An 18,198-nucleotide genomic window follows, 5' to 3' on the forward strand; every position below is an offset into this window, starting at 1 on the left:
ATTCACCTGGCCGCGGCGCGGGCGATGGCGGCGTTCCAGAACGGATTGGCGAAGATCACGATCATCGAGACGACGAAGCAGTAGATCGCAGTCGACTCGATCATCGCCAGGCCGACAAAGAGCGTGCGCGTAATCGTGGCGGACGCATCTGGCTGCTGCGCCAGCGCCGTCAACGCGGTCGCAACCGCACGGCCTTCCGCCAGCGCCGGCCCCATGCAACCGAAGCCGGTGGTGAGACCGGCGATGGCAATCGATGCCACCGCGATGATTGTCAGGCTGTCCATGGCTGCGTCCTTGGTGGGTTCAGGTTGCTGTTTCCGATGGTGGGCCTGGCTGCGTCTCGATGGTATGCGTCGCCGCCGCCAGATAGACCGCGGCCAGGATGCTGAAGATGTAGGCCTGCACCATGCCGGTGAGCAGGCCGAGCGCGGTCATCACGATGGGGAAGAGGAACGGCGTGATGGTCAGCAGGATGGCCAGGATCATCGCCCCGCTCATCATGTTGCCGAACAGCCGCACGGCAAGGGCCAGCGTGCGCGAGAGCTCGCTGATAATGTTGAACGGCAGCATCATCACGGTCGGCTCCAGATAGGACTTCAGGTAGCCGCGCAGCCCCTGGTCACGGATGCCGTATAGCGGCACCGCCACGAACACGCACAGCGCGAGCGCCAGCGTCGTGGACAGCGAGCCAGTCGGCGGTTCAAAGCCGGGGACGATGGTGAACAAGCTTGCCGCGGCGACGAACAGGAACAGCGTGCCCAGGAAAACAAGGTACCTGCGGGGTTGGCGCAGGCCGACCTGCGCGATCTGCTGCTCGATGCCGGTCACGACGATCTCGAGCAGGTTCTGCCAGCGCGAACGAACGTGGCCCGACGAGAGGTGGCGCGTGATCAGCCACGCGCCGAGCGACAGCACGACCATCAGCACCCAAGTGAACAAAATGGTGCCGTTGAGCTTGACGAAGCCATGCTGCCAGAGGATCCACTCGTCAGGGCTGAGGCGCATGGCCGGCCTCCTTGACCGTTGGCGCACGGCGATCCGCCCACTCGCGTGCCATCCACATCACGACCATGCGTGCCATGACGAAGCCAGCCAGGCATGCGGCCAGACGCTCCCATCGCCCCGCGCCGATGGCATAAAAGCCGATCAGCGCGACGCCCATGCGCAGCAGCAGGCTGCCCAGGTGCCACAGCGCCGAGCGCCCGGACGATAGGGTCAGGGTCTGCCGCACCGTCCACCACAGGCTGCCGAAGAAAAAGCCGCCGAGCGCACAGCCCGCCAGTCCTGCAAGCAGCAACGCCGCCGCGTCATTCATCTGCATGTTCATGTTCCTCCGCGTCCCGATGCATGGCCCGATCCTCCTTGGCGACCCAGTGCCATGCGTTGAAGCAGCCGATCACAAGGCCGGCCACCAATAGAGCCAGCGTCCACGAATGCCCGCCCGGATGGTGCTTGTCCAGCCAGATCCCCAACGCCGCGCCGAGCAGCGTCGGCACCACCACCGACCAGCCGACCAGCCCCATCATGCCCAGCCCGAACCATACGCCCGGCGTACCCTGGCGCCGGGCCCTGAGCTTGCGCCGCGCCTTGGCCTCCACCTCACTGGCGAGCGTGGCCGCAGGCTTTGGAGGCGGGACGCGGGGTGGCTCAGTCATGGCGAAGTCTGGCGAAGCGGGCCAGGAAGCCCGTCTCCAGCTTGGTCATGACCGCGCGCAGGCTGCGTGCCTGCTCGTCCTGAGCCAGGAACTCGCTCTGCACGGTGTCGCGCAGCCGGGCCAGGTCGGCGCCGGCCATCGCGCGGCGCACCGACACGCGCACATCGAGGCCGGTCTTGACCAGCACGCCTTGGTCGACCGCGATGAACACCTCGCCATCCGCCGTCGTCTCGAAGATCAGGATGCCGGGTGTGAGCGACGCGACGCAGTCGAGGCGGTTAGGCAGCAAACCGAACGAGCCCTCGGCGGTCTCTGCCACGATGCGCGAGACGTCCATCTTCCGCATGAAGATCCGATAGGGCAGCAGGACCTCAAGATGCATGCGATTTGGCAGCATGGGCCACCTCCGGAGGTGCAGGCGCGGCCGGCGCCGGCTTGCCTTTCGCTTCGGCAATCGGCCCGATCAGGTACAGCGCGCTTTCTGGATAGTCCTTGAACTCGTCGCGCAGGATGCACTCGCAACCGTCAAGCGAATCCGCCAGGCTGACGGTTTTGCCCTTGATGCCGGTGAACTGTTCGGTCGTGAAGAACGGCTGCGTCAGGAAGCGTTCCAGCCGGCGCGCGCGGGCGACCACGTTACGGTCGGCTGGCGAGAGTTGTTCGAGCCCCAGCATCGCGATGATGTCCTTGAGTTCCGCGTACTGCGCCAGCGTACGCCGGATGTCCTGCGCCAGCTGGTAGTGGTGCGTGCCGACGATGCCCGGCGTGGCCATCTTCGAGTTCGATTGGAGCGGATCCACGGCCGGGTAGAGGCCTTCGCTCGCGCGCTTGCGCGACAGGACGATGGACGCCGACAGGTGCGAAAAGGTGTGCACCGCCGCCGGGTCAGTGAAGTCATCCGCCGGCACATAGACAGCCTGGATCGACGTGATGGCACCGGTATCGGTGTTAGCGATGCGCTCTTCCAGCCCCGACAGCTCCGTGCCCATCGTCGGCTGATAGCCCAGCCGCGAAGGCATCTGCCCCATCAGGCCCGACACCTCCGAGCCGGCCTGGATAAAACGAAAGATGTTGTCGATCAGCAGCAGCACGTCGCGATGCTCGTCGTCGCGGAAGTACTCGGCCATCGTCAGCGCCGCGTGGCCAGCGCGGAAGCGCGCACCTGGCGGTTCGTTCATCTGGCCGAAAACCATCACCATGTCCGGCAGGACGCCCGCTTCCCGCATGTCTTGGTAGAGCTCCTGCGCCTCGCGGCAACGCTCACCGATGCCGCAGAAGAGGCTCACGCCCTGGTGGTGCCCGACCATGTTGTGGATCAACTCGGTGAGCAGCACCGTCTTGCCGACACCCGCGCCACCGAACAGACCCGCCTTGCCTCCGGTTTCCAGCGGCAGCAGGACGTCGATGGCCTTGATGCCGGTCTCGAAGACCACCGACTGCGTGGAGCGCCGGGCTAGCGGCGGCGGCGTCCGGTGCACCGAGCGCCATTGAACATTGCGCGGCACTGGCAGTTGGTCAATGGGATTGCCGAATACATCGAACATGCGCGACAAAATGCTCGCGCCGACTGGTGCTTGCAAGGGCGCGCCCGTGTCCTGCACGGCCATGCCTCGCGCCAGCCCCTGGGTGGAGGTCAGCGCAATACAGCGCACGTGTTGGCCATCGAGTTGCGCCAGGACTTCCATGGCGATCCGACCATCGGGCCCGGCACGGAGCAACGTGCGTATCGGCGGCAATCGTGCCGCGAAGCGCACGTCGACGACGCTGCCTCGAACCGCGACGACCGCGGCGACCGCGCCCCGGTTCGTCGTCATCGGCAGCCCCTTCGTCAATCTGTGGATATCGCCCGCCCCACAATCCGGGGGTAGAAACTGGCGGGGCGCAACGCCGGACATCTTCCGAAAAATCCCGTGCCGACTTTGGTCTGTTGCGGCGTGCGCGCCTCGTACATTCGTTTTATAGCCTGTTCCGGGCACAAATGCTGTCCGCAAGCGTACCGTCTGGCGGAATTATCTGAGCGACGCACCAGTTGTCCAGTCGAAGGCACCAATCAAGCCAGGTTCGCGCGCCGCAGTCTCGCCCGGAGCGAATCGATCTCGTCCAGCAGATCGAGTACCAGGGCAACGCCAACGGCGCCCAGTTCCAGGTCGCGTGTCAGCCGCTGTGCTCGGCGCAGGACCGATACGAGCGGGAGACGCGGCTCCAAGTCCGCGAGTCCCGTCGTCAGGCGTCGCATGACACGGCATGCGGCTCCGCTTCGGCTCAGCGGAGCTGCTCGAGAATCGCTGGATTCTCAAGCGTCGACACATCTTGCGTGATCTCCTCGCCCTTCGCTAGCGAGCGCAGCGGCCGGCGCATGATCTTGCCCGAACGCGTCTTCGGCAAGTTGTCACCAAATCGAATGTCCTTCGGTTTCGCAATCGGTCCGATCTCCTTGCTCACCCACGCCCGCAACTCGTTTGCGATCTTCTCCGCTCCTTCGCCCTCGGGGCGCGGCCCCTTCAGCACCACGAACGCGATAACGGTTTCGCCGGTGACCTCGTCCGGCCGACCGACCACGGCAGCCTCGGCCACAAGCACATTCGCAGCCAGCGCCGACTCGATCTCCATGGTGCCGAGCCGGTGGCCAGACACATTGAGCACATCGTCGATGCGCCCCATGATCGTGAAATAGCCCGTCTCAGGGTCACAGACGGCGCCATCGCCGGCAAGGTACAGCTTGCCGCCAAGCTCATCCGGGAAGTAGCTCGACTTATAGCGCTCGGGGTCGCCCCAGATGGTGCGCAGCATCGCGGGCCACGGGCGCTTGATCACCAGGATCCCGCCCTGGCCGGCAGGCACGTCCTGCCCGGTTTCATCGACGACCGCCGCCATGATGCCCGGCAGCGGCAGCGTGCACGAGCCCGGCACAAGCGGCGTCGCGCCGGGCAGCGGCGAGATCATGTGCCCGCCCGTCTCGGTCTGCCACCAGGTATCGAGAATCGGGCAGCGCGCGCCGCCGATGTTCGTGTAGTACCACATCCACCCTTCCGGATTGATCGGCTCGCCGACGGTGCCAAGGATGCGCAGCGACGACAGGTCATAGTTCGACGGATGCACATTTTTGTCGACAGCCGCTGCCTTGATGAGCGAACGGATGGCGGTTGGCGCGGTATAGAAGACCGTGACCTTGTGCTTCGCGATCATGTCCCAGAAGCGGCCCGCGTTCGGGTAAGTCGGCACGCCCTCGAACATCACCTGGGTGCCCCCGACCGCGAGCGGGCCATAGGCGATATAGCTGTGGCCGGTGATCCAACCGATGTCGGCGGTACACCAGAACACATCCGCCGGCTTCCAGTCGAAGGTCCATTTCATGGTCTGCGCGGCCCACAGCAAAAAGCCGCCGGTGCTGTGCTGGACCCCTTTCGGCCTGCCGGTCGAACCGGAGGTGTACAGGATAAAGAGCGGATGCTCGGCGCCAACCCATTCCGGTTCACAGGTGCCGGCCTCGGCTTGCGCCAGTTCATGCATCCACAGGTCGCGATCCGCGTTCCACTGTATCTTGCCGCCCGTGCGCTGGTACACGATCACGCTCTTCACGGCTTCGCAGCCGCCCAGCGCGAGGGCCTCGTCCGCGATGTTCTTCAGCGGCAGGGCCTTCCCGCCGCGCATCTGTTCATCCGCGGTGACAAGCGCAACGGCACCCACATCCACAAGCCGTTCGTGCAGCGATTTCGCCGAGAAGCCGCCGAACACAATCGAATGCGTCGCGCCGATTCGCGCGCACGCCTGCATGGCGACCACGCCCTCCACCGACATCGGCAGGTAGATCACGACGCGGTCGCCCTTCTTCACGCCACGCTTCCTGAGCGCGTTCGCGAAGCGGCACACGCGTTGCAGGAGATCCTGGTAGGTGACGGTGGCCACGGTGCCATCGTCGGCTTCGAAGACGATGGCAACGCGCTTGCCGTTGCCGGCCTCGACATGGCGATCGAGACAGTTGTATGAGGCGTTCAGCTCGCCATCCTCGAACCACGTGTAGAAGGGCGCGTTCGACTCGTCCAGGACTTTGGAGAAAGGCGCCTTCCATGTCAGCGTCTCGCGCGCGAGACGCCCCCAGAAGCCGTTGTAGTCGCCTTCAGCTTCGGCGACGAGCGTCTTGTACGCATCCATGCCGGAGATAGACGCATGTGCCGCAAGATCTGCGGGCGGCGGGAACAGGCGGTGTTCGTGGAGAACCGATTCAATGGATTGCATATCATACTCCTGCGTGCATATTGCGCATGGGGCCACGCCGCGCCATCCGCTGCCTCACTCATTGAGACAAGAGGCTCAAGGCATTCACCAAACGGTGCACGCAATCGCCTTTGAAGTCGGTACGCTGCCGTACCCGGTGCCGGCACCGGCGGGATCAGATGCCCTGGCGGGAGTCCAGGTAATCCAGTGCCAGGTGCTTTTGCAATGCACGGGCCTGGCGCAAGGCGTCGAGCAATGCGCGCCGCTCGCCCGCCTCCAGTTCGTTCGGGGCCACATGATTGTGCATGGCCATGCCGCGCTCGAAGCAGCGCTGCTGTGTCTTCAGGCGCAACATCTGGATGCAATCGAAAGCGAGGATCCACGCTTGCACATCCTGCGGCTCCAGGCGTCCCGCCTCGCCGGCCCGCCTGAGGCGATCGGCCGTATTGCTGGCGCGGGCGCCGCAAGCCAGACCGTAGATGCGGGCCGCATCGATGAACAGCGTGGCGGCGTCCAGCTTCAAATCGATCGTTCCGGCGAACTCGCCGCTCTTCGGCACCACGAAGTCGCGCAGCAAGCCAAGCGGTACTTTGCGCCGCAGTGCATTCGTGGTCATCTGGAACAGGAAGCGCGGGTTGTCCGGCGCCATCTGCGCGAGCCAACCCGTCAACGCCTGTGCCAGATCGTCGGCGCCGTAAAGCGGCCGCAAGTCGAAGAAGATAGTGGCGTTAAGCAACGCCAGCGGATCACCTTCGATGATCCAGCTCGCGAAGCGCTCCCGCCATTCATGAAGGTCGAGGCACCACTGCGGATTGCTCGCCATGATCTGGCCGGTGCACAGCGGGAACCCGCAAGCATCGAGCGCTTCGTTAATGCGCAGCGCCAGCGGCAGCATCCGGTCGCGCATTGCCTCTGCCCCGCCGCTGCCCGCCAGGATCATCCCGTTGTCCTGGTCGCTCGACAGCGTCTGTTCCTGACGGCCTTCGCTGCCGAGGGCGATCCAGCACCAGCGCATACTCTCCATATCCTCCCCGGCACAAGCGAGATCGATCACGCGCCGCGTCAACGCATCGTTGAGCGTCGAGATGAACCGGGTGAGCGGCTCGGCTGCCGCCTGGCCCGCCATGCGATGCCATAGCGATCGAATCTCCGCGGCTGCCCGCTGCAGGCCACCCTCGTCCTGCGCGCCGGCGATGCGGAGCCTGGCCCCCTCGATGTCGCGCGTGAACGCGCCGGCCTCGACGCCGGTCGGGTCGAATGCGGCGTCGGGATGGATCGTGGGCGGATCACTCATGGACGATTCCTCAGTACCGGATCCGCGCATAGTGGGTCTGTTGCGCGGCATCGCGTGCCTCCTTCAGGGTGCAGATGCCTATTTCCGCGAGCAAGGGGGTCATCTTGAGAAAGACCTCGCCGGTGACGATCGCGTCGCCCAGCGCGGTATGGCGGCCGATAATCGCCACGCCGAGACGGCCGGCGATCGCCTCCAGCGTGTGCTCAGCCTGATGGGGGTGGATCACTTGCGATAGCAGCAGCGTATCGAGGACCGGCTGCGTGAAGGCCGTGCCGGTTCTTGCCTCCAGCATTTGCAGGAACTTCATGTCGAACGCGGCGTTATGCGCGACAAGCACGGTGTCAGCGGCGAAACGGTGGAACTGCGGCAGCACGGTTTCGATCGGTGGCTGGCCATTGAGCATGGCGTGCGTGATGCCGTGAATCGCAATCGACCCGGCGCTCAATGCGCCACGCGGCTGGATCAGCTGGTCGAAGCTCTCCCGCTGCAGCAGACGGCCATTGACGATGCGCAAGGCGCCGATGGAGATGATCTCATCGCCGGCGGCAGGATCCAGCCCTGTGGTCTCGGTATCGAACACCGTGTAGTTGAGTTTCGAGAGCTGGCATTGGTCGATCTCGGCGCTCTGTCCCGGCCGGTGGAACAAGTCGAAATCGTAGAATTCCGGGCGGCCTTCCTGTGCCGGCGGGATGTCCAGCGCCGACCCGGGCTCGGAGACCGGCAGCATCAGACGGTAGCGAGCAACATCAGGCGACTCCCCGGCGGAACACACTGCCTCGCCGCCTTGGCGCGCGATAAGGGCGCTCAGCGAAAGCGCTGCGCCGGCCGCGTTGATCGGCAACGGCGCGTTCTCCCACACCCGCAGCGTGTCGGCGGTCAGCGGCGTGCCGCGCCAAGTGAGATCGAGATAGGCCAGCCGGCCGGCACGATATAGCCCGAAGTGCAACTCGGTGACGCTGGCTTCGGTGGCGAGCCGCTGCGCAAGATAGGCCAGCGCCTGGGTCAATGCGTAGCTGTCCACCTTGAGCCACAACGTGGCGTCGACCGTATCGCTGGTGGCGACGCTGAGCGAGGGGCTGCCGATTCGTCGCAGCAGCAGCGCGAGCAGATCGGCGCCGCGCATCTCTTCGAGTTCCTGATGGCTGTCCATCCCGGCGCCGCGCTGATCCACGGCACGGCCGATCTGGTGCACCAGGCGCTGCGATTCGTCGTCGATGATGCCGGTGAGCTGGGTTCGCTTCGCAGCGCTCATTTCCGGGTACGCCTGGATGGCTTCCACCGCCGTACGGATATTCGCCAGCGTGGCGCGCGCATCTTGCGTGAGCGACTGCAGCAACGCGTCGCGGCGGCTGTCGGCCTCAACGTTGCGGGTGATGTCTTCCAACGTGAGCACGAAGCCATTGAGGGCGTGCGCGCTGTCGAACACGGGCGCCATGTGCGCGCGCACGATCTGGCCCTGCGCGAGCGTGGCGACAAATCCGGATACGGGTCTCGCCGCGCCGTCCCCGCTGTCCCGGAGTTGTTGCTGGATCTGCTCCAGCGCATGCAGGATGAGCCCACGCTCGATCGCGCCGAACACAGAACGGCCCAGCCCGATTGCCGCCATGCCAGCCGCAGGCGCGCCGCCCCGGCCGGTTTCGAGCAACTGCCTGGCGCTGTCGTTGTAGAGCAGTATTCGCCCTTCGATATTGCAGACCAGCACGCTCAAGGCAAGCTCCGCCATGAGCGCGGCGAGGCGGTTCTTTTCTTCGGCCAGCGCGCGGTTCGCCAGCTCGATTTTCTGCTGCACGCCGTCGTGCAGCGTCTGATGGGAAGCTGCCAGCAGGTTGAGCTTCTTGACGAGGATGCGCACGCCGCGCGCGCCTGTGGCGCGATGCGATGGCCAGGGTTGGCCGCAAGCAGCGCGGCGTCTTCGGCCAGGCGCGCGACCGGCGTCAGGTAAGCGTCGAACAACACTTTCAGGCCAAAGCCCAACGCTAGCAGCAGCAGCGCCGCGAGCACAATCCATAGCGCACCGCGCTGCAACACCAGCGCGCTCAACCACGCGCGCTGCGCCTCCGGCAGATCGATTGCAAGCGGTAAGAGAATCGCGCCGACGACAAGTAGCTGCAGCAGGAAGAGCAGCGCCAATGTCACGCCAAAGCGGTATCGCGCGATCCACTTTTGAATCATTCGAGGTCTCTCTGACAGCTCGCGAGCAATGCGCTCACCTGCTCGACCAGCGCCCTGGTGGAAAACGGCTTGGTGATATACGCATCGGCGCCCAGCGCGAGGCCCTTGGTCACCTCCAGGTCTCGTCCCTTCGCCGACAGCATGATCACCTTGACCCGATCCCACGCTTTGTTCTCCCGGATCTTCTGGCAGACCTCGAAGCCGCTACGCAGCGGGAGCATGATGTCGAGCAGGACAAGATCGGGCTGGAACGCGGTCATCTGCGCCAAGGCTGCCTCCCCATCGCGTGCGATGCCTACTTCATAGCCGCTTTGCTGCATCAGGAATTCCAAGGAGATGACGATGTTCGGTTCGTCGTCGACGATGAGGACTTTGTGGGTCATGACGTTGTCTCCGGTGCCTTCGGCAGCGGCAGCGTGAATACGAACACCGCGCCGCTATCTGGCGTCGTTTCCAGCCACAGCTTACCGCCGAAATGACGGATGATTTCCCGGCTGATCGGCAATCCTAGCCCGGTGCCCTGGGGCTTGCCCGCCAGCCTGTCGCCGCCCTGGCGGAACTTGTCGAAGATAAGCTCCCGGTCCTGCGGACGCACGCCGCAACCGTTGTCTCGCACCGCAACACGCAAATCGCCGCCCACCGCCTCCAGGCTCACCGCGACGCGGCCGTCCACCCGGTCGCAGAACTTCACCGCATTCGACAGCAGGTTGAGCATCACCTGCATCAGCCGGTCGGGGTCGGCCAGTAGCCGGGGGACCTGCGGGGGCAACTGCAACTCAAGCTGAATGCGTTGATCCAGGAACAGTTGCCGGGTAGCGTCCACCGCATCCTGGATCACCTGTTTCAAGTCTAGCGGTACGGTGTGCCATTCGGTGCTACCGGATTCGATCTTGGCTAGGTCGAGCACGTTGTTGATGAGGCGTGTGAGGCGCTCGCTTTCCTTGATCACAATGTCGAGGTATGCGCTGCGTTTGGCCGCGGCAAGATCGGGATGGTCGCGCAGGATTTCCGAGAACGCACGGATTGACGTCAGTGGCGTGCGCAGCTCGTGGGTCACGGTGGAAATAAAGTCGTCCTTCATGCGGTCGAGTTCGGTGAGCCGCACGTTGGCTGCCCTGAGTCCGGCCGACACTGTCTCGAGCTCAAGCGATTTCTGTTCCAGCTGCCGGCTGTAGGCGACCGCTTGCGAGGTCTCATCCAGTATCGCCATGACCTCGTCCAGGCCGAGCGGTTCCTCATTCACGGCAGAGGCGATCATTGCCCGCGCCGATGCGGTGCCAATTGCGCCGGCCAACTGGATCTCCGCGAAATGCACCAGGTCCGCGTCGGCGGATAGCGCGTTCGCCCTGCCCTGCTCACGGAATCGCGCGTAGGCTTCATCGGCACGCGCGGCGCCAAGGAAGCGCCGCAGCAACGCGAGTACCGTAGCGGCCGAAGCGCTGCCGCGCCACACATGGGATCCCAGCGGGCTGCCGCTGTGCGCGTAGGCATCGACGAACAGGACGGCCTGCACCCCTCCCCCGCGCTTTGCGTAGTCGTGAGCGACACACCGACATAGCCGCCGACGTTCGCCAGCATGCTCCAGAACAGCGCATGCGAGACTGGGTCCAGGCCGCCCAGGCCAAACAGCTGCCGCGGCCTTAGCCACCCTATGCCGAACGGCCCGTATTCGACAAAGCTGGCCGGCAGCCAGCCGGACTGCGCGAACGATGGCAGCAGGAGCGTGTATGCCCAGAGCAGGAAGCCGGCGCCCAGCCCGACCAGCGCGCCTTGCCGCGTGCCGTTTTTCCAGTAGATGGCGCCCAGCATCGCCGGCGCGAACTGCGCGACGGCCGCGAACGAAATCAAGCCGATCGAAACCAACGCGTAGGCTTCGCCGGCCACGCGGAAGTAGGCGTAGCCAAGCATCATCAATAGCACGATTGCCGCGCGCCTGATGGTGAGCAGCAGCGCGCTGATATCTGCGCGATGGCCAAACCGCAGCGGCTTAAGGCGCAGCAGCAACGGCATCACCAGATCATTGCAGACCATGGTGCTGAGTGCGATGGTCTCGACAATGACCATGCCGGTGGCCGCCGACAGCCCGCCGATAAACACCAGGAGCGTGAGCGCCGGGGACCGTTCCCGCATGGGCAGGGCTAGCACGAACATATCCGGGTCGACTTCGCCACCCGGGAAGTGCAGGATCCCCGCGAAGGCGATGGGCAGGACAAAGACATTGATGGCCAGGAGATACAAAGGCAATAGCCAGATGGCCTTCTTCAGGTGGTTCTCGTCGATGTTCTCGACCACCGCGATCTGGAACTGGCGCGGCAGGAGCAGCATCGAGAACATCGACAGCACGATCAGCGAGGCCCATGAGCCAAAGGTTACGTTGCCGGCACCCGCCGCATTGCCATTCAACGTCAGGAGCGCTTTCAGGGCTGGCACCGCCTCGGCACGCCCGAACAGATCCCCGAAGCCGTCGTAGATGCCAAAGGTGACAAATGCCCCCACGGCAAGGAACGCCACCAGCTTTACCAGCGATTCGAAGGCGATCGCGGCGACCATGCCCTCATGGCGTTCTGCCGCATCGAGGTGGCGGGTGCCAAACAGGATGGTGAACATCGCCAGCATCAGCGCGAGGTACAGCGTCGTGTCCGACCAGATCGGCCCTGTTTCGCCGCCCCGCATGCCGACGCCGGGGGAATGCACCAGCACCGCGACACTTGCCGAGACGGCCTTCAGCTGCAGCGCGATATAGGGCACGATGCCTACCACCGACACCAAGGTGACAAGGCCGCCGAGCAGCGCGCTCTTGCCGTACCGGGAGGCAAGGAAGTCGGCAATCGAGGTGATGCGGTTGTTCTTGCTAATGCGAATGATCTTGCGCAGCAGGGTCCACCAGAGTGCCGCCATCAGCGTGGGACCGAGGTAGATGGGCAGGAAGCCGATGCCGCTGACGGCAGCCCGGCCGACGCTGCCATAGTATGTCCACGAGGTTGCGTAGACGGCCAGTGACAACGCATACAGGTATGGGCTATTGATGATGCTGGCACCGGCATCTGCGCGCCTGTCGCCGTAGAACGCAATCGCAAACAACATGCCGAGATAGGCGAACGACGCCAGCGCGATGACCCAGCCGTCCAGCATTTCAGTCCTCCGGCACGGGTGCCGAGGGTCAGGCTGCGAGCGTCCTCTCCGCGGCGCTTTCTGTTCTGCCGTGAACGCCAGCAGGCCGATGAGCAACGTCCATGCGGCAAACAGGTAGCAGTACAACCGCGGGATGCCGAACCAGGTGAGCGTGTCGTTGAAGAGCGCCAGCAATGGGTAGTTGAACATCAGCCAGCCCAGGGCAAACAGCGCGATCAGACGGTGCCCGAGAAGGGAACGGCGCAACATGAAACGTTCCTCAGTGACTTCAATGGCTTCAGTGGCTTCAGTGGCCGGAAGCACCCGATGCGCCGATGCCGGTTTCAGAGCGGACCTTCTGCGCCGGGTACCCTTCCCGGTCGATGCGGGCACGATCGCTGTGGTCCAGTATCGAGAACAGCCAGATGCCGACAAAACCCACGGTCATGGAAAACAGGGCGGGCGATGTGTAGGGAAAGATGGCATCCCTGTAGCCGAACACATCGACCCAGACCGACTTGGAGACAATGGTCAGGCCGACCGCGGTAATCAGGCCGAGAAAGCCGCCGATGGTCGCGCCGCGCGTCGTGCAGTCTTTCCACAGCACAGCCATGAACAACACGGGGAAGGTCGCCGATGCCGCCACCGCGAAGGCCAGCGACACCATGAAGGCAATGTTCTGTTTCTCGAACGCGATCCCCAGAATCACCGCCACGATACCCAGCGCGACTGTCGTCACGCGCGATACGCGCAGTTCCTTGTCGCTGGCGGCCTTGCCTTTCTTGAACACGGTCGCGTAGAGATCATGCGACACCGCCGTAGCACCGGACAACGTCAGCCCCGCGACCACGGCAAGAATCGTAGCGAAGGCCACCGCAGAAATAAAGCCGAGGAAGACATTGCCTCCGACGGCATTCGCGAGGTGGATAGCCGCCATGTTGTTACCGCCCAGCAAGGCGCCAAGCGCGTCCTTGTACACCGGGTTGGTGCTGACCAGGACGATGGCGCCAAAGCCGATGATGAATGTGAGCAGGTAGAAGTAGGCGATCCAGGTCGTCGCCCAGAACACGGACTTGCGTGCTTCCTTGGCGCTTGGCACGGTGAAAAACCGCATCAGGATGTGCGGCAGGCCAGCAGTGCCAAACATCAGCGCCATGCCGAATGAAATGGCAGAGATCGGATCCTTGATGAAGGTGCCCGGGCCCATGATGGCGTCCTTCTTGGCGTGAATCTCAACCGCTTTGGCGAATAGCGCTTCGGGATTGAAATGGAACTGCGCCAGCACCATGATTGCCATGAAGCTCGCACCGGCAAGCAGCAGGCCAGCCTTGATGATCTGGACCCAGGTGGTCGCCGTCATGCCCCCAAACAGCACGTACACCATCATCAGGGTGCCGACGATCACCACCGCAATCCAGTACTCCAGGCCGAACAGCAGCTTGATCAACTGTCCGGCACCGACCATCTGGGCGATCAGGTAAAAGGCCACTACCACCAGCGTGCCCGAGGCCGCGAACACGCGGATCGGGGTCTGCTTGAAGCGATAGGCAGCCACGTCGGCAAAGGTAAAGCGACCGAGGTTGCGCAGGCGCTCGGCCATCAGGAAGGTGATAACGGGCCAGCCGACCAGGAAGCCGATCGAATAGATCAGGCCGTCATAGCCGTTCAGGTAGACCGCTGCCGATATCCCGAGAAAGGATGCCGCGGACATGTAGTCGCCTGCAATTGCCAGTCCGTTCTGGAATCCGGTGATGCCGCCGCCGGCCGTGTAGAAATCCGCCGCGGACTTTGTTTTGGCGGCAGCCCATTTCGTGATGAACAGGGTAAACACCACAAAGACAGCGAACATGGATATCGCCGTCCAGTTGGTTGGCTGCTTTTGCAATTGACCAAGATCGCCACCGGCTCCCCAGGCCGCGCCACCAAGGGCAAGCAGCATCAATGCGCATAGGATATGGTTCCGGGTCGACATTACAACACCTCCTTGCGAATCTGAGCCGTCAGGTCATCGAATTCGCCGTTGGCGCGCCGGACGTAGATGCCGGTGACGACCACAGTAAATACGATCACAAAGAGTCCGATCGGGATACCCCAGGTCATCACGCCAGCGCCGATCCTGGTGGAAAGCAAGGTCTTGCCGAAGGCAACCAGAAGGATGTAGCCGTAGTACACGACCATCATCATTGCAGTGAGCACCCATCCGTAGGTGGAGCGGGTTGAAACCAGCCGCTGGTAGTTGGGATTGGACTGTATCCGTTGAACGAGATCTTCTTCCATGTCTTATCTCCTGCTCTTCGGATAAGAGGCCCTATCCGTAGCCAGTCTTGGTGTCTCAAGTCTTATGTCTTTTGGTCTTATGTGGAACAGCGGCAACCATCAATGGCGATGTGCACGCGGCCCAAAGGCAAGTGCCTTAAGACGTATTTGCCTGGCAATCTCGCCCGCTGCATCTGGCAGGGTGCGAGTGATCGAAGGGCAATCGTCGAAACGGTGCTCGCAATCGAGTGAGAAATCGGTACGGTTCCGTACCTGTTCGTCTACGCGTGGAAGGTTCCATGCGCCCGGCGTCTCAAGCTTCTGCACAACAGGCAATGCGACGAAGGCCCACCACGCATTTTCCGCATCGTCCGGTGAGAGAAGACGCTATCGCAGGCGTCCATGCCCGGTAGCGTACCGACGCGATGACGGTGTTCAAGTCGCCTCGTGGACGTTTCCCGCGGCGGCGCGCGAAGGCTGCTTGCCGATCCCCTCCCCAGGGAGAACTGGAAATAGCACCGAGAAAAGACGTGAAACCAAAGATCGCGTACTGCGATTCAAACGCTTGAGGATCCGGCAGTGACCGCCGGCCAAGCTCGGCTCGCTCGCCTGGTACTGCCTGCAGGCGTCCATGCCAGCGCCTTGCCACTTCTCGTCGGCCGCGCCCTACGCGGCTTCTGTGACGGGTTCATCGCGGTCCCGCTGCCAGCGTACCTGCTCTCGCTCGGTTTCGCGCAATTGGCAGTGGGATTGTTCAGCAATGCAACCCTGATAGGCTCGGCATTGGCGACGATGCTGGTGGGAGTCCTCGGCCATCGCTACCCGGAGCGCCGCCTGCTCGTGTTGGCGGCTGCATTGATGGCCGCGACCGGTATCGGATTCGCCGGGCATTGGAGGAACGGCGACTCGTCCTGCTTTCTGCCTTGATGGAGGGGACAGATCTATTTCCTGGAAAATGAGGCCGCCTTTCCGCCGGACTGATGGCAGGCACATGCTCTCGACGGCCACTTGCGCCCGCCCAGTGCATCCGTTCCTCTCAACGTGACAAAGCCCTCCAGTGACGTCTGTCAGCTGACAGCTTGATCTGTCAACTGGAGACACGCCAAGCGACAGACCATGGAATAGTGATTTCTCGCTGATTGCATTACCGCAATTATCCAGTCAGTTTTCCTTCAACCTGAAAACCCTTTATTCTGACTCCCGGCACCGGACGAAAAAAACCACCCCGAAGGGTGGCTGAAAGCAATCTTCCTGCAAGCAGGAAGTGCCGATATGATCGTAATTACGCCTTAAATCGAAAATTTCAGAACTTGTGGCGAATGCCCATGACAGCGCCAGTCTGATTATCTCCGGGCTGGACGCTGCCGGCCGGGCCGGACAGGGCGTTATACCCGTTCATGCCGAGCTGGGATCCCTTGCGGTTGGCGACGTAGCCCACAGTCAAATACACGTCCGTGCGCCTCGACAACGTATAGTCAGCCGACGCCACCAGCATCAGCGGGTCAGCGCCGGAGTTCTTGACGTCCGTGTAGTAGGCGGCGCCGGTCAGCGTCAGCGCCGGCGTAGCGGTGTATTTCAGGCCGGCCCAGTAGAGGTTGGAGCGGTCGACCGACAGGGTCCCTGCATTGCCATTGAACCAGCGCATGCCGGCGAAGGCCTTGGCCGGGCCAAAGGCATAGGTGCCGCCGACCAGGAAGCGCCGGTCCTTCAGGGCCTGCGTGGCCAGGCTCGAGCCCTGCAGTTCGTCATACACCGCGCCGACCGAGAACGGGCCGGTCTCATACAACAGCGACAAGCCTATGTTGCGGTCGATGCGGAAGTTTCCCGGCACCTCGCCATTGTTGGTACGGCCGAAACTGTACAGCGCTGAGGTCGTCAGCCCGCCGAAGCGGCCGCTATACTTGACGGCGTTGTCAGCGCGGCCGGCCAGGATGGCGTCGCTGAGGAACAACGAATACCTGTTCGCAATGGCCATCGGGTCCAGTTGCGCCGACATGTCATAAATGGGCGTGGTCTGCCGGCCCAGCGTCAGGGTGCCGTACTGGCTGCTGAGGCCCACAAACGAGGCGCGGTCGAACAGCTTGGATGTGTTGTTGTTGGCGCCGGTGTCAAGAGAAATGCCGCTCTCCAGGTTGAACAAGGCCTTCAGGCCACCGCCGAGATCCTCGACGCCGCGGATGCCCCAGCGGGAGGTCGACAAGTTGCCGGAACTCATGCGTACCAGGTTCTTGCCGCCGGAGGCCGACGGCGCATGGCTCAGGTATTCAATGCCGACGTCCGCCACACCGTACAGCGTGACGCTCGATTGCGCGTGCGCTGCCGACGCCGCCATCATGAACATCGCGGCCAGGGATAGGCCATGATTACGCTTCATTACTTCTCCTCTAGTTAAAGCAAACAACTTGCCAAAAACGAAGATGCCAGTATATGACCCTCAAGATTTCGGCTAGATTACGGTCGCATTACGGCGCGAATTTGTGTTGCGTTTTTACAAGTTACGAACAAATCCGCACGTTGCCATGCGACGAAGCAAAATGACAGTTTTGTAATAAATATATTGGAAAACAAACAATGACCACTCGACCGATCCGCGTGACCGGTAGAAAGAAAAAAGGGGACCAACGGGCCACCACTTGTTTCGGATTTCGGAGAAGGTGATCAGTCGTTTCGGTGAGCGTGATCAGGAAAGGAAGGTGGTCATGCGCGCAGGTGATGATGGTCGCCGCGTCGCTGCCGGTGCGGTGTATGTGACAAACTCGCACCCTGAGGACCCCGCGGCACGGTAGGGTGCGGCAGATTGCAATCTCGTAATCGAATAGCCATCTAGCCGTTACCGTTGTCTGAATACACTGCTCTCCACGTCGACGCCAACCTGTTCATCGTTCTGGAGAACGCCATGCGATACCTCAACAAAGCAATTCTAATCACTGGAATCACAATCATGTTCTCCGGCATCTCCAGCGCCGCTACTGGAGATACCGCTAGCGCGGATGCACCACAAGATGGCGGCAGTCGCGTAACCCGTAAGCGAGATCCATTCACGGACGGTGCGCATAACGGTTCACGCGGGTCGTCCATCGACCGCCCGCGATTGACTTCGTCTGGCTCGTATTCAAGTGGACGATAAGTGCGACATGTTCCTGGCCTTCAGGCAGAGCGTCAACCATGGGAAGGCGACGGCTGCGCTGCCGCTGGAGCGGGTTCTTTCAGGACACCCCAGATCATCTGGGACCGGAGAGAAATCACGGCCGCAACCCGTCAAGTACGCGAAGGTGCGTCGCTTTAGAGAGAAGTTGAGGGGGTGGCCAGATCTGGGGGCGCCTTCTATGACGCAGGGATTGAAGCCGCAAATCCCTCGATTCGCCTGTCAGGCGCGTACCAACGCTTGAAATTGCGTACGTCCTGGCCGTTAAGAACGGCGCATCTCACCCGCGGCAAGGCATCGGCGCCCGGTATCGTCCGGCGCATGTGTCCGTTCCTCTTCATGCGCTGGCC

17 protein-coding genes and 1 pseudogene are annotated in these 18,198 nt (G+C 62.9%); 1 reads left to right on the forward strand and 17 read right to left on the reverse strand.

Annotated elements, in window-relative coordinates:
- Positions 1 to 2: 2 nt before the first annotated feature.
- The 16 genes from OMK73_RS14100 to OMK73_RS14175 all read right to left on the reverse strand — a co-directional run bounded on the left by OMK73_RS14100 (position 3) and on the right by OMK73_RS14175 (position 14,724).
- Entirely contained in the window at positions 3 to 284 is a 282-nt protein-coding gene (locus OMK73_RS14100) for a F0F1 ATP synthase subunit C (protein WP_267602601.1), read from the reverse strand.
- Between the two features lie 19 nt (positions 285 to 303).
- Positions 304 to 1,005, reverse strand: coding sequence for a F0F1 ATP synthase subunit A (locus OMK73_RS14105; RefSeq protein ID WP_267602602.1), 702 nt, complete (start codon positions 1,003 to 1,005; stop codon positions 304 to 306).
- Positions 989 to 1,321 carry an ATP synthase subunit I gene (locus OMK73_RS14110; RefSeq protein ID WP_267602603.1) on the reverse strand — a complete coding sequence of 111 codons (333 nt, stop codon included), beginning with the start codon at positions 1,319 to 1,321 and terminating at the stop codon, positions 989 to 991. Before OMK73_RS14110 ends, OMK73_RS14105 begins: the two co-directional genes overlap by 17 nt.
- Positions 1,308 to 1,655, reverse strand: coding sequence for an AtpZ/AtpI family protein (locus OMK73_RS14115; protein WP_267602604.1), 348 nt, complete (start codon positions 1,653 to 1,655; stop codon positions 1,308 to 1,310). The genes OMK73_RS14110 and OMK73_RS14115 overlap by 14 nt, the downstream gene beginning before the upstream one ends.
- Positions 1,648 to 2,052, reverse strand: a complete 405-nt coding sequence (locus OMK73_RS14120; protein ID WP_267602605.1) for a F0F1 ATP synthase subunit epsilon — start codon at positions 2,050 to 2,052, stop codon at positions 1,648 to 1,650. Before OMK73_RS14120 ends, OMK73_RS14115 begins: the two co-directional genes overlap by 8 nt.
- The gene (atpD, locus tag OMK73_RS14125) at positions 2,027 to 3,469 is read right to left on the reverse strand and encodes a F0F1 ATP synthase subunit beta (protein ID WP_267602606.1); all 1,443 of its coding nucleotides are present in this window, start codon (positions 3,467 to 3,469) and stop codon (positions 2,027 to 2,029) included. Before atpD ends, OMK73_RS14120 begins: the two co-directional genes overlap by 26 nt.
- Positions 3,470 to 3,705: 236 nt before the next feature.
- Positions 3,706 to 3,861 carry a chaperone modulator CbpM gene (locus tag OMK73_RS14130; RefSeq protein WP_267602607.1) on the reverse strand — a complete coding sequence of 52 codons (156 nt, stop codon included), beginning with the start codon at positions 3,859 to 3,861 and terminating at the stop codon, positions 3,706 to 3,708.
- A gap of 56 nt (positions 3,862 to 3,917) precedes the next feature.
- A complete protein-coding gene (gene acs / locus OMK73_RS14135; protein ID WP_267602608.1) occupies positions 3,918 to 5,891 on the reverse strand; it encodes an acetate--CoA ligase in 1,974 nt (657 codons plus the stop codon).
- A gap of 154 nt (positions 5,892 to 6,045) precedes the next feature.
- On the reverse strand, positions 6,046 to 7,164 hold the full coding sequence (locus OMK73_RS14140; protein WP_267602609.1) for a DUF294 nucleotidyltransferase-like domain-containing protein: 1,119 nt from the start codon (positions 7,162 to 7,164) through the stop codon (positions 6,046 to 6,048).
- Between the two features lie 10 nt (positions 7,165 to 7,174).
- Entirely contained in the window at positions 7,175 to 8,887 is a 1,713-nt protein-coding gene (locus OMK73_RS38320) for an exonuclease domain-containing protein (RefSeq protein ID WP_324291810.1), read from the reverse strand.
- On the reverse strand, positions 8,869 to 9,336 hold the full coding sequence (locus OMK73_RS14150) for a hypothetical protein (protein WP_267602610.1): 468 nt from the start codon (positions 9,334 to 9,336) through the stop codon (positions 8,869 to 8,871). The genes OMK73_RS38320 and OMK73_RS14150 overlap by 19 nt, the downstream gene beginning before the upstream one ends.
- On the reverse strand, positions 9,333 to 9,719 hold the full coding sequence (locus OMK73_RS14155) for a response regulator transcription factor (RefSeq protein ID WP_267602611.1): 387 nt from the start codon (positions 9,717 to 9,719) through the stop codon (positions 9,333 to 9,335). The genes OMK73_RS14150 and OMK73_RS14155 overlap by 4 nt, the downstream gene beginning before the upstream one ends.
- Entirely contained in the window at positions 9,716 to 10,630 is a 915-nt protein-coding gene (locus tag OMK73_RS14160) for a sensor histidine kinase (protein WP_267602612.1), read from the reverse strand. Before OMK73_RS14160 ends, OMK73_RS14155 begins: the two co-directional genes overlap by 4 nt.
- The gene (locus OMK73_RS14165) at positions 10,591 to 12,717 is read right to left on the reverse strand and encodes a sodium:solute symporter family protein (protein ID WP_267602613.1); all 2,127 of its coding nucleotides are present in this window, start codon (positions 12,715 to 12,717) and stop codon (positions 10,591 to 10,593) included. Before OMK73_RS14165 ends, OMK73_RS14160 begins: the two co-directional genes overlap by 40 nt.
- A gap of 37 nt (positions 12,718 to 12,754) precedes the next feature.
- Positions 12,755 to 14,419 carry a cation acetate symporter gene (locus OMK73_RS14170; RefSeq protein WP_267602614.1) on the reverse strand — a complete coding sequence of 555 codons (1,665 nt, stop codon included), beginning with the start codon at positions 14,417 to 14,419 and terminating at the stop codon, positions 12,755 to 12,757.
- Entirely contained in the window at positions 14,419 to 14,724 is a 306-nt protein-coding gene (locus tag OMK73_RS14175; protein WP_267602615.1) for a DUF485 domain-containing protein, read from the reverse strand. The genes OMK73_RS14170 and OMK73_RS14175 overlap by 1 nt, the downstream gene beginning before the upstream one ends.
- Positions 14,725 to 15,258: 534 nt before the next feature.
- Between OMK73_RS14175 and OMK73_RS14180 the strand changes: the two are divergent.
- Positions 15,259 to 15,591, forward strand: a pseudogene (locus OMK73_RS14180) (MFS transporter); the annotation flags it as partial.
- A 415-nt stretch (positions 15,592 to 16,006) separates the two neighbouring features.
- On the opposite strand, the gene OMK73_RS14185 reads toward OMK73_RS14180, so the two are convergent.
- Positions 16,007 to 17,077, reverse strand: a complete 1,071-nt coding sequence (locus OMK73_RS14185; protein WP_267602616.1) for a porin — start codon at positions 17,075 to 17,077, stop codon at positions 16,007 to 16,009.
- Between the last annotated feature and the right edge of the window lie 1,121 nt (positions 17,078 to 18,198).

Source organism: Cupriavidus sp. D39 (genome assembly GCF_026627925.1).
Taxonomy (GTDB): domain Bacteria; phylum Pseudomonadota; class Gammaproteobacteria; order Burkholderiales; family Burkholderiaceae; genus Cupriavidus; species Cupriavidus ulmosensis.

What these genes read in the sequence shown, in the direction of transcription:
- OMK73_RS14100 (WP_267602601.1), bottom strand. Translation starts at nt 284, where the DNA reads ATGGACAGCCTGACAATCATCGCGGTGGCATCGATTGCCATCGCCGGT.
- OMK73_RS14105 (WP_267602602.1), bottom strand. Translation starts at nt 1,005, where the DNA reads ATGCGCCTCAGCCCTGACGAGTGGATCCTCTGGCAGCATGGCTTCGTC.
- OMK73_RS14110 (WP_267602603.1), bottom strand. Translation starts at nt 1,321, where the DNA reads ATGCAGATGAATGACGCGGCGGCGTTGCTGCTTGCAGGACTGGCGGGC.
- OMK73_RS14115 (WP_267602604.1), bottom strand. Translation starts at nt 1,655, where the DNA reads ATGACTGAGCCACCCCGCGTCCCGCCTCCAAAGCCTGCGGCCACGCTC.
- OMK73_RS14120 (WP_267602605.1), bottom strand. Translation starts at nt 2,052, where the DNA reads ATGCTGCCAAATCGCATGCATCTTGAGGTCCTGCTGCCCTATCGGATC.
- atpD (WP_267602606.1), bottom strand. Translation starts at nt 3,469, where the DNA reads ATGACGACGAACCGGGGCGCGGTCGCCGCGGTCGTCGCGGTTCGAGGC.
- acs (WP_267602608.1), bottom strand. Translation starts at nt 5,891, where the DNA reads ATGCAATCCATTGAATCGGTTCTCCACGAACACCGCCTGTTCCCGCCG.
- OMK73_RS14140 (WP_267602609.1), bottom strand. Translation starts at nt 7,164, where the DNA reads ATGAGTGATCCGCCCACGATCCATCCCGACGCCGCATTCGACCCGACC.
- OMK73_RS38320 (WP_324291810.1), bottom strand. Translation starts at nt 8,887, where the DNA reads ATGGCGGAGCTTGCCTTGAGCGTGCTGGTCTGCAATATCGAAGGGCGA.
- OMK73_RS14150 (WP_267602610.1), bottom strand. Translation starts at nt 9,336, where the DNA reads ATGATTCAAAAGTGGATCGCGCGATACCGCTTTGGCGTGACATTGGCG.
- OMK73_RS14155 (WP_267602611.1), bottom strand. Translation starts at nt 9,719, where the DNA reads ATGACCCACAAAGTCCTCATCGTCGACGACGAACCGAACATCGTCATC.
- OMK73_RS14165 (WP_267602613.1), bottom strand. Translation starts at nt 12,717, where the DNA reads ATGTTGCGCCGTTCCCTTCTCGGGCACCGTCTGATCGCGCTGTTTGCC.
- OMK73_RS14170 (WP_267602614.1), bottom strand. Translation starts at nt 14,419, where the DNA reads ATGTCGACCCGGAACCATATCCTATGCGCATTGATGCTGCTTGCCCTT.
- OMK73_RS14175 (WP_267602615.1), bottom strand. Translation starts at nt 14,724, where the DNA reads ATGGAAGAAGATCTCGTTCAACGGATACAGTCCAATCCCAACTACCAG.
- OMK73_RS14185 (WP_267602616.1), bottom strand. Translation starts at nt 17,077, where the DNA reads ATGAAGCGTAATCATGGCCTATCCCTGGCCGCGATGTTCATGATGGCG.